Raw genomic sequence first — 12882 nt, 5'->3', positions numbered from 1 at the left:
GTTACGTCCCGGCGGCGCGGGGCGGCTGCCCGGTCAGCGCGGCAGCGGCAGCCCGTGCCCCGTCGGGCGGAGCGGGTCGGTGCTCTCTGGCGGTACGTCGGGGCGGCCGGCCTCCACCTCGGCCATGGGACCCGACAGTTGGAAGGGCAGCCTGCCCACCGCTTCGACGCGTCCGAACAGGACGTGGAGGACTGCCCAGTCGCCCGTGCCGTACGTGCCCAGCAGCGCGACGGCGCGCTCCGCGATCCTCGGCCGCACGGCGGGGCGGTCGCGGTGGACGACGACGTGGACACGGTGTCGAGCAGGGTGAGGATCTCCTTGAGGCGTTCCTCGGCGAAGTCGAGGCGGCCCGCACGTGGAAGAAGGACCCGAAGGCACCGGGCCGGGGTTCGAAGGGGGCCATCAGACGCAGTACCGCGCGATCCGCGTCACCGGGCTGTGTCACGATCTCCGCACAGGTGGCCGTCGTCGCGGGATCGGCGCCCAGCACGGTCACCGAGCGGCGCCGGGCGGCAGCTCCGGCGGCCCGGAAGTCGGCCCGGTCGACGGTCTCCTCGGCGGCGTCGGGACCGACGTACCGGCCGTGGTCGGAACAGGCCGAGGCGGAACCTCCCGGCGAGCGGGCGTGCCACCGAGACGTCGACGCGTGACTCGTCCGGACGGCCGGTGCGGAGCAGCTCGACCACTGCCCCGGTGCAATGCTCGCCGCCGAACTGGTCGACGCCGGCGTGCACCGCCTTCAGCAGCCGCTCCTCGGTGGGCGCGTCTTCCATGCCCCAGGCCCGGGCGACGTGCATCTGACCCATGGAGGGTGCGTCGTTACGTGATCGGGCCCTTACCACGCTGGAGACCTGGCGGCTGCTGCGCAGGATGCGATGCGGCACCATCCGCATCACCAGCCTTGTTCAGGCCGTCCTCACTCTCCACATGGCCTGTTCGAACCAAGGTTGTAAAGGGCTCACTGGCCAATGGCTGACCGGAAGTTCCGCGAACCGACCAGAGGAATCACGCCACCATCACGAATCGACATGGACGTGGACACCAGACGGCGTGAACCTTGATCAGGAAGCCCTCTGAGCCACCATGCGCATCCCCTCAAGTCACCCAACGACTACTTGTCACTGGGCGACAGCTTCTCTATTCTCTCAAGTGACTCGCCGGTAGCATACGGCTCCACAGGGCTGCACCGGCATGTCCGACAGTCGGCAGGCCGACAGGTGGGACCTCGAGGGGACCCGGGCTCCGCACCCAGTACGTTCGGGCACAGTTACTGGTCCACCCACCCCACGGACCAGCACGGCTCCGTGCTCTCGTCGGCGCTGCCCATGGGTTCTACACCCACCCCGAACCAGAAGAAGCAGAGCGATTCTGCGCGGCTCCTCCGCCGGTCTTCATCGCCCCTTGAGGGCTCACTTGCTGGTGGTCGATGCCGCAGGCCGCCAGTCCGGCTACACCTTCACGCGCGTCGCACGACGGCCCGCCCTTGCAGTTGTCAGCACCCGCGCAAGCTCAGAGCGGCATGTCGCACCCCCCACCAGGCACCAACCGGATCTTGAGGCTGAGCGATGCTGTTCATCGATCTGAGGGACCTTCACATCCGTCCGGGACGTCTCACTGTGTGGCGACCATCAGCCACATCTCGGGACGGCCTCGACTGGCTGCCAGACCGCCGTCGCGCCTCCTACGCCCAGCAGACGCACTTGGCAGAGGTCGGGCGCGGCTCGGCCGGACGACGCCCAGCCGCCTGGCTGGCTGCAGCGTTCGACCTGCCCGCGTCACTCGACCGCTCCGCCTTGCAGCGTGCATTGCTGGAATGGATCGATCATCACGAAACTTTGCGGAGCAGGCTCATTCCCGACGAGGGCGGGAAAACCGCCGCGCACGCTCGGGTCACGTTGAAACCGGGGTCGGTCGCCCTCCAGGGCACCACCTGCGGAGACTTCACCGACACCGCCACGTTGCTGCATCATTTGGAGATCATATTTGACCGCGAGACGGACCCCCTGATATGGCCCTCATACGTGTTCACGACGGTAGAGCGGCGAACCTCCACCACACTGCTGCTCGGTTTTGACCATCACCATGTGGACGGCTACTCGATCTTTCAGATTTCCCAGGAGGTCCAACACCTGTATCAGGCGGCTCTGGCGGGTTACGGTGGGGCACTCGCTCCGGTAGCCGGCTATCCCGACTTCGCCGAGACCGAGCGAGTGCGAGCGGCGCTGCTGCACACCTGCCACCAGACCATCGTCCGGTGGCAGGACGCCGTGTCCGAGGCCGGTGGGCAACTCCCCAGCTTCTTCCTCCCGGTTCACGATCCAGGCCCCCGCCGGCCGGATCGACAGGCAAGTGGAGTCAAGTGGCTGCTCAATGCCGAACAAAGCCTGGCATTCGACGCCGCTTGCCGCAGGCAGAACGGCGGTGTCTTCGCCGGTGTCCTCGCCTGTTTCGCACTCGCCGCCCGTCAGCGGTCAGGGAATCGAATATTCCGCGCGGTCGTACCCTTTCGCACCGGTGACGGAAGCGCCCACCTGAACTCCATGGGCTGGTACGTCGGCGTCGCGCCTTTGAGCGTCCCCGTCGATGCGACCGCAGGCTTCGGTCAGATGACGACGCGCTCCGTGCACTCCCTCAGAGAGGCCCGCGCGCTGGCTTCCGTTCCCTTGGCCCGAGTGAGTGAACTACTGGGTCAATCACTCGAAGTGACATTCATGATCTCTTACATGGATCTCCGGGGGATTCCTGGCGCCGGGCAGTGGAGGGACTGGAAAGCGAGTGCGCTACGCAGCGGCCGCGTGCATGATCGGGAGGTCTATCTGTGGATCATGCGCAATCAGGAGGGTCTCTACCTCAGTTACCGACATCCGGACTCCTTCACAGCTCGTGCTGCCGTCCCCTCCTATCTCATGGCAGCCCGGCACCTCATGCGGCAGGTAGCCACTTCGGACGTGTCGCATGCCTACGGCTACGAAGGCCTCAACACAGCACAACAGGATTCGAGGAGCGAGGAAACACCATGCGGATGACATCCCTGACCTCTTACCTGCCTCGCCCCGGTGAACTGGTCGAGTTCCGCGTGCCGGAGAGCGCCACGGCAAGAGCGAAACAGGCTCCGTCGCACTCCGCTCCGCTGTCCCTCGTGCAGGAGAATCACCTACACCGCCGGCTCGTCAACACGCGGGCTGGTCGCACCCAGTCTCCATGGCTCGGCGTCTGCTTCGACCTGCCGGGACGTCTGGACCTCAACGCCATGTCCCGCGCGCTGAGGAAGTGGGTACTGAGGCACGACACCCTGCTCACCTATTTCAGCGGAGGCGACTGCCAGGACACACGGGGCCCTGGCGTCACCGCTGATCTCGACGGCTCCGTCCTCGTACGACGCTCTGTCGCGGCCGAGGACATGGAGGTGGAACCCATACCCAGGGGAAACATCACCTCCGGCACCGCACTGAGGGACCTTCTGGCGGAGCTCTTTCGCACGCAGACGGACCCTATGACCTGGCCCTCCTTCACCGCTGCCGCTGTCCTGCGTGAAGACTCCTCCACCTTTTACTACGCCGTCGACCACGCGCACACCGACGGCTACTCCATCACCCTCGTCTTCGCCGAACTGCGAGCCCTTTACGAGGCCGAGTTGATCGGCGTCGAGGCAAAGCTGGCACCAGCGGGCAGTTACCTGGAGGCGAGCATCGTGGACCGCCGGCGAGCGGCCGAACTGATGCTGGACGGCCCCGAGGTACGACGGTGGGCGGACTTCTTCCTCTCCGGTCCAATGCCGTCATTTCCGCTGGAACTCGGCGTGCCGGAGGGAGCGAACCCACCGAGCGCGGCACTGGAGATGGACCTCCTCACCCCGGAGCAGAGCGATGCGTTCGCCAAGGTCTGCCGGTCACACGGTGCCGGGTTCACCGCCGGACTCATGGCCGCCCTCGGTATCGTCCACCACGAATTGGGCGGACGGGACTCCTACCGCGGCCTGACTGTGGTGCACACCCGTAACGAGCCGCGCTGGCAGTACACCCAAGGCTGGTTCATCAACCTCGTGCCGGTCACTTTCCCCGTCGCCCGAGACGGCAAGGCTCTCCCCCTCCCAGCGTTACTCGCGGGCGTGGGTGCCTCGTTCACCGATGCCTGCGAGCTCACGCTGATCTCACCCCTGCGGGTGGCCCAGCTCACCGGCTTCCCCCTGCAGTCCGACGCTGCACGGGTCCTGCCGGTCTTCTCCTATATCGACGCGCGGTACATCACCGGCTCCCGCGAATGGCAGGCCGCCCGGTGCAACGCCCTAGTCGGGCCGAGCCCTTCCACAGAGGTACTGATGTGGATCAACCGCGTCTGGGACCGTACTTACCTCCTCGTCAGCTATCCGGACACCCACGAAGCGCGTGCCAACGTGCCACTCCTGTACTCCCGTTTCCAACAAGTGGTTCGCTCCATCGCCGCGTCTGGTTGATCGCCGACACCGGATTTCATACGGAGTGGATGTCCATGTGACCGGGAGACGCCGGATACCGTGCGGCCGGGGCGAGGCCGCTACCTCCTGGCACGAGCCGAAGTTCCTGATGCTGCGGGACGCCAGCAGACAGTGCGGATGGCTGTGACCAGAAACGGTCGCTGCCCCGCAGATACGAGACGTGAGATTCTGGAACTGATGCTTCTCCAGAAACGCCTTCGAAAGCCGGATGGTCCGCTCCCAGTACGGCACAGCATGAGGGGCCAAGCCGGACGTTACTGGCGAGGGCCGAGCGTCCGCTGGCCGAGGGTGGTCGAAGTCGAAGGGCGGGGCGTCCGGCAGCACGGGATCGCCCCAGCTGATCAGTACGTCGTGGGTGAGGCCCTCGGGAACGGGTCCGGGTGCCGGGAAGCCCGTGGCGCGACCACTCGCGTGAGTGAGCCTTCGTTCCCGTTGGCCCATCACGCCGTCCGACGCCACGAGCCGGGCTGCGGTCCGGTCACCGGGGGCAGCGTGGCAGCGCCGGGTGGTCCCGGGTGCGCACCGCGGGGAGCCAGGCCGCGGGGGGCCGGGAGCCGGCCGGGAGGCGGACGCGGAACCAGCGGGTGGAGCGGTGGTCCTCCTCGTCGACGATGGGCTGCCCGTCGGGGACCTGGCAGTCGGCGGTGAGCACGTCGCCGTGCCACACCCGGGTCGCCACGACGTTGTCCGCGGTGTACGGCAGGGCCGGATCGACACCCAGGCCGAGGCTGCAGTCCAGGTCCCGGCCGCCGCTCTCCCGGCAGGCCCGCTCCGCGTTGTAGACCCGGACCGTGTCCGGTGCCGCGCCGCCCGCGCGGCCGGACGGTACCGGCGTGGTCGGCCCGGCCGTGTCCGCGCACAGAGCCGCTCCGGCGATCCCGCACAGCGCGGTGGCCAGGACGGCGGCCCGGGCCCGGCCGCTCAGCCGTGCCGTGCCCGCCCCGGGCCCGTCCCGGTGGGCGGCGATCCGGGCGAGCAGGCTCTCGGCGGTGTGCGGGGCGCGTGCGGCATGGGTCGGGGCGAGGCAGTCGGCGGCCAGCGCGCGCCAGAACGGCGGCACCGCGTGGTCCATGCGCAGCGGCGCCCGCCCCGCGCCGTACTCCTGGACCGCGGCACCCCGCGCCATGGGAGTGGCCCCCGGGAACGGCGAGCAGCCCGACGCGAACACCTCGTGGATGATGATGCCCAGGGCCCAGATGTCGGCGGTCGGCCGGACGCGCACCCCGAGTTCACCGAGGGGCGCCCGCCACCGCTCGGGCGGGAAGTAGTCCAGGGTGCCCAGGGGAGGGGCGTACCCGTGGGTGCCCGTCAGCTCGGTGGCGAGACCGAAGTCGGAGAGCTTGACCGAACCGTCCGTGCCCAGCAGGACGTTCTCCGGTTTCAGATCGGCGTGCACCCAGCCCGACCGGTGCAGGTGGGCCACTCCCTCGCAGATGCCCGCGACGAGCCGGCCGCGCTCGCCCTCGGGCACGCCCGCGTCGACCAGTTCCCGCAGACTGCCGGCGGCCCGCTCCATGACCAGGACGATCGCGCCGTGCAGCGCGGGGTGTCGGGGCTCGGTGAGCACGAACGACTCAAGGAGGCCGATCAGCCGGGGGTGTCCGGCCCGGCGCCCCAGGTCGACCTCTCGGCGGGCGGATTCCACGATCCGGCGGGCCTGGCGCGGCGCGAGCCCGGCGGTCGGCATGACCTTGAGGGCGACGTCGGGGCGGCCCGGCCGGCCGCCGGCCGGGCGGGCCGCGTACACCGTGGCCCAGCCGCCGCTGCCGATCAGCCGGATGACCTGCCACTTCCCGACCCGGCAGCCGGGCGGCAGCAGGTCCGCCCGGTCGCGTCGGGTGGCTCCCCCCGGGCCGTGCGGTGCTCTCATCGCACGGCCTGCCGGCGCGGCCCGCCGGACGCCGTCGGGGACGGCAGCAGCGCGAGGTGTTCCTCCCGGACGAGTCCGAACCGCAGGGCCAGCCCGACGACTTCCTCCCGCTTGCCGTTGCGCCGCTCCGCCCGGCCGGACTCGTGGCCGTCCGGGTCGCCGAGGCGCAGCTTCTCCTCGGCGAGGTAGTCGATGTGCGAGCTGACCGCCCGGGCGGTCAGTCCCCGGCAGGCGGGGTGCCCGGCGAGCCGCTCGACGATCTGCGGGGTGGTGGGCACCGCCACCCGCGACTGGTCCCGCAGCCGGGGCTCGCAGAGCGCGACCAGCACGAGGAAGTAGGTGGCCGTCTCGTTGAGCGAGTACGCGGTGAGCGTGGTGTTCCCCCACGGACCGCCCACGGCCGCCGGGTCCAGGTAGACGTGGTCGGGGGCGAACACCTGGAAGGAGACGGTGACGTCACCGCGCGTGGGCAGCACCACGCGGGCGAACTCGAACGGGATGGGTGCCCCGGCCCGCCGTGGCGGCACCCGGAGGTATTCGCCCGCTCCCTCCGGGTTCTCCACGAGGTAGCTGTGGCTGGTGCTGTGGTTCGTCAGCTGCCAGTGGTCGTCGGTGACCCGGATCTCCCCCGCGAGCCGGGAGACCGCCGGGTCGTCCAGGCGCAGCTCCACGGGGCTCCCCGTGGAGCCCCGTCCGAAGCGGGCCACCTCGCCGGGTCCCAGCCGCAACGTCACCGCGGCACCGTCCTGCCGTGGTACATGGACCACTACGCCGCTCACCGCGCCCCCCGTTCCACGCGTCACTGCCGGACGAGCGAAACGATACGTCCGCCACCGGGCGGTTCACCGGCGTACTTCGGCCACATCGCCGTGACCGGCGCCGCGGGGCCGGTCACGGCTCGTTTCGGTCCCGCGCAGTGGGGAAAGTCACCGCGCCGGGCGCAGCGGGGCGCGGTCGGGTAGGGCGGGAGCGCCGAGCCGCGCCTCTGACAGTCGTGTACATGGCGAGATTCGCGCGGTGGGCGCCCCGGGGGGCGGGTTTCCCGGCGGCGCCGCGACGGGCGGCGGCTCGCGGTCAGGGCAGCGACGCGGACGGCGGCTTACGGTCAGGGCAGCGCGGGCCCCGCGGAGTCGTTGACCCACAGCCAGTCGGACCAGGTGGCGAAGCCGGTCTGCCAGCGGTGGTGGACGCCGGCCCGGCTGGTGCCGAAGACCTCGATGCGGCCGTCGGCGTTGGCGGCGGCGGTGACCTCCGTGCCACCGGTGCCGAAGGGCGCCCAGTCGCCGTAGGGGGCGTTCACGGCCGTCTGCCACAGGTGCATGGCGGTGGTGCCGTTCATGGCGAAGACCTCCACGCGTCCGTCAGCGGTGCGCTCACTGGTCAGCCGCGCGTCGGCGGGCCCGCCGGTCGCCTCCCACCCGGACCAGCTCGACGCCCCGGTCTGGTACTTGTGGAAGACACCGACCGGTCCGGAGGCGAAGACCTCCAGGCGTCCGTCCGCGTTGTGGTCGACCGTCAGGTCGTGGCCGCCGTCGCCGAAGCCGGTCCACGCGGACCAGCCGCCGCTGGGGGAGGTCTGGTACTGGTGCTGGAAGGTCGCTCCGTTGAGGGCGAAGACCTCCAGCCGTCCGTCGGGGGCCGCCTCCATCTCCACCTGGCTGTCGGCGGGGCCGCCGCCGGTCGGCTCCCAGCCCGACCAGCCGCCGTTCGGCTCCACCTGGTACCGGTGGAAGAGTCCGGCCGGGCCCGACGCGTACACCTCGATCCGGCCGTCGGCGTTGACCCCGGCCGCGGTGTCCCGGCCGCCGCCGCCGAAGGTCTCCCAGCCCGACCAGCCACCGGACGGGCTCAGCTGCCAGCGGTGCTGGAAGGTGTTCCCGTCCAGGGCGAACAGTTCCAGGCGGCCGTCGGCGTTCGGCGCGAGGGCGAGTTCGGCGCCGGCCGGACCGCCCAGCGCCTGCCACGGCGACCAGGCACCGTTGGGCTCCTGCTGCCAGGCGTGGTGCACGCCGTCGGCTCCGGCGGCGAACACCTCAAGACGCCCGTCCGCCGACCGCGCCGACACCACCCGGCCCGACTCCGCCGGATGCGCCGGCGGCCGGGGCCGCGGACCCTCGCCCGGGACACAGGGCAGCAGCAGGCCGCGTTCGGCGAGGTAGACCTCGGGATCGATCCCGTAGGAGGCGGACGAGTCGCCCCAGATCCGCAGATGCAGGTGGGGCCCGGTGGACTGGCCCTCGGAGCCCATCAGGGCGATCTGCTCGCCGGCCACCACACGGTCGCCGGGGAAGACGTCCCGCCGGATCATGTGCCCGTACTCGGCGATCCGCCCGTCGGACTGCTGAACCCGGATCCACTGGCCGTACCCCGGCTCGTAACCGGAGATGGTGACCTCGCCGTCGGCCACGGCGTAGATCGGTGTGCCGACGTCGTTGGCGATGTCGACGCCGTTGTGCTCGTCGTGGAAGTGCTGGGAGACCAAACCGGCGGCCGGACAGGCGACGGTGGCGGCGGTGCTCCCGGAGGCCGCCCGCGCCGTCGCCGCCGCGGGCGGCAGGAACAGCACGGCGACCGCCGCGAGGAACCACGTCAGCGCGCGGCGGGAAAACCCTGGGAGCACGGCTCCTCCTGCTCTGGTGTCGTCGCCGCGCAACCTAACAACCCGGCGGCCCCGCGGGACCCCGGAAGATTCCGGACTGACAGACGCCGCCGCGTCGGCTACCCGCCCGTCACCGCCGGTCATCGGAATTTCATCGGTCCTCCCTACCGTGGCGCGTCCGGATGACGGACCGGCACGACGGCCGGACACGACGGCCCGACACGACGGCCCGACAGGGAAGGACGGCGATGGCACGGAGGAGACGCAGAGCGCGGCTGACGGTGGCGGCCCTGGCGGCGCTCGCGGTGATGGGCCCGCAGACGGCCGCCGCGCAGACGGGGCCCGACGCGCCGACGATCCGCTACACCGAGTACGGCATCCCGCACATCATCGCCTCGGACTACGAGGGCCTGGGCACGGGCTACGGATATGCGGCGGCCAAGGACAACATCTGCACCCTGGCCGACACCTACCTGACGGTCGGCGCCCAGCGGTCCCGCTACCTGGGACCCGACGGCAAGGCCAGTCCCGGCCAGGCCCAGGACAGCACCACCAACCTCAACAGCGACCTCTACTTCCAACGGATCAAGGACAACCGGGTGGTGGAGCGGCTCGTCGCCCTGCCCGCCCCCGACGGACCGGAGCCCGAGGTCGAGGACGCCATCCGCGGCTATGTGAAGGGGTACAACAGGTACCTGGCCGAGACCGGCGTGGACGGCATCTCCGACCCCGCCTGCCGCGGCGCGGCCTGGGTAGGGCCCATCACCGAACTCGACGTCTACCGGCACGCGCACGCCGAGATCATCATGGGCAGCACCGACGCGCTGCTGGACGGCCAGGTCAACGCCGCGCCCCCGGGGGCCACCACGGCCGGGGCGCCCGCGGCCTCCCCGGCGCGGACCGCGACGAGGATCCGCGAAGCGCTGGCGCGCAGCCGTCAGCAGAGCATGGGCAGCAACGCCCTGGCGGTCGGCTCCCAGGGCGTGTCGGGGGGCACCGGCATGCTGCTGGCCAACCCGCACTTCCCCTGGCAGGGCAAGAACCGGATGTGGCAGAGCCAGCTGACGATCCCGGGCGAGGTGAACGTCTCCGGGGCCAGTCTGCTGGGCCTGCCCGCGGTCAATATCGGCCACACCGAGAACGTGGCCTGGAGCCACACGGTCGCCACCGTCGCGCCGTTCGGGCTGTTCGACGTCCAGGTCGATCCGCTCGACCCCACCAAGTACCTGGTGGACGGCGCCTGGGAGCGGATGACCTCGCAGCGCGTCGAGATCGACGTACGGCAGGCCGACGGCACCCTCGGCAAGGTCACCAGGACCCTGTGGGCCACCCGCTACGGCCCCGTCACCACGTCCCTGCAGGGCGTCGCGCTGCCCTGGGTGGTCAGCGCGCACGCCGTCCGCGACGCGAACATGGACAACCTGCGGGCGCTGAACACGTGGTTCGGGCTGAACCGGGCCACCGACGTGCACGACGTGGTGGACACCCTGGAGACGACTCAGGGCGTGCCCTTCTTCAACACCGTCGCCGCCGACCGCGCCGGCAACGCGCTGTACGCCGACATCCAGGCCACCCCGAACATCACCGACGCGCACGCCGACGCCTGTCTCACCGAGACCGGCAAACTGCTGTTCAACCAGTCGCTGGGGCTGCCGAACGTGCCCCCGGTCGCCATTCTGGACGGCAAGCGCAGCGCGTGCGACTGGCCCGACGACCCGGACGCGGCCGCACCCGGGCTCCTCGACCCGCACGACCAGCCGCGCCTGGTCCGCGCCGACTTCGCGGGCAACGCCAACGACAGTCCCTGGCTGGCCAATCCCGCGCAGCCGCTGACCTTCCCCCGGGTGATGGGCGCCGCCTCGACGCCCCGGTCACTGCGCACCCAGGAACTCATCCTGACCGCGCAGAACCGCATCAACGGCACGGACGGCCTGCCGGGCAAGGGCTTCACCCCGCAGACCATGGGGCAGTTGCTGTTCGCCGACAACAGCAGGGCGGCCGACCTGGCGCTCGACGCCACGGTGACGGCCTGCCGGAACGTGCTCTTCGGTGTGGTCCTGGTGGACGGCAGCCTGGTCGACGTGAGCGGGGCCTGCCCGGTGCTGGCCGCCTGGAAGAGCCATGACTACACCACGGACAGCAAGGGCTCCTGGCTCTTCGCGAACTACTGGTCCTACCTGCTGGGCGGGCAGGGGGTGGAGAAGCTGCCGTGGCGGGTCCCCTTCGACCCCAAGGACCCCGTGCACACCCCCAACTCGCTCGACACCGGCAGCTCCGCCGTCCGGGAGGCGCTGGCCCGTGCCGTGCTGGCGCTGCGCACGGCGGGCGTCGCGCTGGACGCCCCGCTGTCGAGCGTCCAGCACGTCACCCGAGGCGGTGAGCGGATACCGATCCATGGCACGATCGGCCAGTTGGGGGTCCTCAACGTGATCACGCCCGGACAGGTCGACGGGAAGGCGGACGTCGTCTTCGGGTCCAGCTTCGTCCAGCAGGTGCGGTTCACCGCGGACGGGCCGCCCGAGGCGTACTCGGTGCTGGCCTACTCCCAGTCCGCCGACCCGAACTCGCCGCACTACGCCGACCAGACCGCGCTGTTCTCGGCCGGCCGGTGGGTGACCGGCCGTTTCACCGAGGAGCAGATCGCGGCCTCACCGCAGTTGCGGACCGAGGTCCTGGACTGACCGTGCCGAACAACCGCACAGGGGGAACGCGATGACAGGGAGGACAGGAATGACGGGGAGAACAGGAATGACAGGGAAGGCGCAAGCGACAGGGAGGACCGGGGTGGGCAAGGGAGCCAGACGCGGTACGGCCTGGTTCCGGCCGGCGCTGGCGTGGCTGCTCGCCGCCGTGGCCGTGGCCGTGATCGCACCGGCGGGCCCGGCACGGGCCGCCGCCGCGGCCACCGCACCGCCGCCGATGGCGGACGGCTTCGGCCTGACCCAGGTCGGCGAGGCGACCGGAAGCGCCACCGACTTCTACCTCACCGTGACCACACCCGAGGTCGCGGGCGAACAGCACATCAAGATCATCCTGCCGAGCGGCTACTACGACGACCCGGACCGGCGCTACCCCGTGCTGTACTTCCTGCACGGCTCGCCCGACGACCCGGTCCAGCAGAACTACCCGGCGCTGTCCATGTCCGACCAGATGATCATGGTCGTGCCGGACGGCGGTGCCCGCGGCTGGTACACCAACTGGCTCAACCAGAACACCGCCGCCGGCGCCCAGAACTGGGAGAACTTCCATCTCCAGCAGGTGATCCCGTTCATCGACGCCAACCTGCGCACCCTCGCTGCCAAGCAGGCCAGAGCTGTCGCCGGGGTCTCCATGGGCGGGTTCGGCGCCTTGCACTACGCGCAGATTCGCCCCGACCTGTTCAGCCACACCGCGTCGCTCTCCGGCGACATCGACATGTCGGTCAATTCGATGGGCCTGCGGCTGGCCGTCGTCGCCTCCCTCATCGACGCGACGGGCGTGATCTGCGCGGCGGCGTCGGGGGCCTGCGACCCGGACGAGTCGCCCTACCAGCCCGGTGTGGACAGCGACGCCGCGTTCGGCTCGCCCTACCCGGTGTTCAACGCCGACCGGCGGTGGAACGAGGTCGACCCCTCCCAGCACATGGACCGGCTGGCCGACGCCGGCATCGGGGTCTCCGTGTACACCGGCGACGGGGGCGGCTCGCCCGTGGAGCCGGAGTTCTGGATCGCGGGCGCCGCCAAGAACGCCAAGGCGGCCATGGACGCGCTGGGCATGACCTACTACTACGTCAACTACGGTGACGGGGCCGGCTGGGGCACCCGGTGCGACGGCGGCCACAACGGCGGCTGCTGGGAGGAGGACCTGCGGGACCTTATCCCCAGGCTGGAGCGGGAGTTCGCGGCGGTCTGACGGCGGACACGCGTCGCGCGGCCGTCCTCGCCCACCGGGGAGGACGGC

8 protein-coding genes and 1 pseudogene are annotated in these 12882 nt (G+C 70.7%); 5 read left to right on the top strand and 4 right to left on the bottom strand.

Features of this window, described 5'->3' with window-relative positions:
* Nucleotides 1-33: 33 nt before the first annotated feature.
* Entirely contained in the window at nt 34-258 is a 225-nt protein-coding gene (locus ACTT8P_RS36505; RefSeq protein ID WP_442836096.1) for a hypothetical protein, read from the bottom strand.
* A 573-nt stretch (nt 259-831) separates the two neighbouring features.
* Here ACTT8P_RS36505 and ACTT8P_RS36500 point away from each other — a divergent pair.
* From ACTT8P_RS36500 to ACTT8P_RS36490, 3 genes and pseudogenes are all read left to right on the top strand, one after another.
* A pseudogene (locus ACTT8P_RS36500) lies at nt 832-945 on the top strand (IS5/IS1182 family transposase); the annotation flags it as partial.
* A 620-nt stretch (nt 946-1565) separates the two neighbouring features.
* A complete protein-coding gene (locus ACTT8P_RS36495; RefSeq protein ID WP_442836095.1) occupies nt 1566-3026 on the top strand; it encodes a condensation domain-containing protein in 1461 nt (486 codons plus the stop codon).
* Nucleotides 3023-4453 carry a condensation domain-containing protein gene (locus tag ACTT8P_RS36490; RefSeq protein ID WP_442836094.1) on the top strand — a complete coding sequence of 477 codons (1431 nt, stop codon included), beginning with the start codon at nt 3023-3025 and terminating at the stop codon, nt 4451-4453. The genes ACTT8P_RS36495 and ACTT8P_RS36490 overlap by 4 nt, the downstream gene beginning before the upstream one ends.
* Before the next feature lie 499 nt (nt 4454-4952).
* On the opposite strand, the gene ACTT8P_RS36485 is transcribed toward ACTT8P_RS36490, so the two are convergent.
* From ACTT8P_RS36485 to ACTT8P_RS36475, 3 genes are all read right to left on the bottom strand, one after another.
* On the bottom strand, nt 4953-6344 hold the full coding sequence (locus tag ACTT8P_RS36485) for a serine/threonine-protein kinase (protein ID WP_442836093.1): 1392 nt from the start codon (nt 6342-6344) through the stop codon (nt 4953-4955).
* On the bottom strand, nt 6341-7123 hold the full coding sequence (locus ACTT8P_RS36480; RefSeq protein WP_442836092.1) for a serine/threonine protein kinase: 783 nt from the start codon (nt 7121-7123) through the stop codon (nt 6341-6343). Before ACTT8P_RS36480 ends, ACTT8P_RS36485 begins: the two co-directional genes overlap by 4 nt.
* A 326-nt stretch (nt 7124-7449) precedes the next feature.
* Complete coding sequence (locus ACTT8P_RS36475) at nt 7450-8964, bottom strand: peptidoglycan DD-metalloendopeptidase family protein (protein WP_442836091.1); 1515 nt, start codon at nt 8962-8964, stop codon at nt 7450-7452.
* A gap of 227 nt (nt 8965-9191) precedes the next feature.
* On the opposite strand from ACTT8P_RS36475, the gene ACTT8P_RS36470 reads away from it, so the two are divergent.
* A complete protein-coding gene (locus ACTT8P_RS36470; RefSeq protein WP_442836090.1) occupies nt 9192-11624 on the top strand; it encodes a penicillin acylase family protein in 2433 nt (810 codons plus the stop codon).
* Between the two features lie 157 nt (nt 11625-11781).
* A complete protein-coding gene (locus tag ACTT8P_RS36465) occupies nt 11782-12834 on the top strand; it encodes an alpha/beta hydrolase (protein WP_442836097.1) in 1053 nt (350 codons plus the stop codon).
* Nucleotides 12835-12882: the final 48 nt, after the last annotated feature.

The sequence above is a fragment of the Streptomyces sp. JW3 genome (assembly GCF_052216785.1).
Classification (GTDB): Bacteria; Actinomycetota; Actinomycetes; order Streptomycetales; family Streptomycetaceae; genus Streptomyces.
This window is presented reverse-complemented; position numbering and strand designations above follow the sequence as displayed.

What these genes read in the sequence shown, in the direction of transcription:
- ACTT8P_RS36495 (WP_442836095.1), top strand. Translation starts at nt 1,566, where the DNA reads ATGCTGTTCATCGATCTGAGGGACCTTCACATCCGTCCGGGACGTCTC.
- ACTT8P_RS36490 (WP_442836094.1), top strand. Translation starts at nt 3,023, where the DNA reads ATGACATCCCTGACCTCTTACCTGCCTCGCCCCGGTGAACTGGTCGAG.
- ACTT8P_RS36485 (WP_442836093.1), bottom strand. Translation starts at nt 6,344, where the DNA reads ATGAGAGCACCGCACGGCCCGGGGGGAGCCACCCGACGCGACCGGGCG.
- ACTT8P_RS36470 (WP_442836090.1), top strand. Translation starts at nt 9,192, where the DNA reads ATGGCACGGAGGAGACGCAGAGCGCGGCTGACGGTGGCGGCCCTGGCG.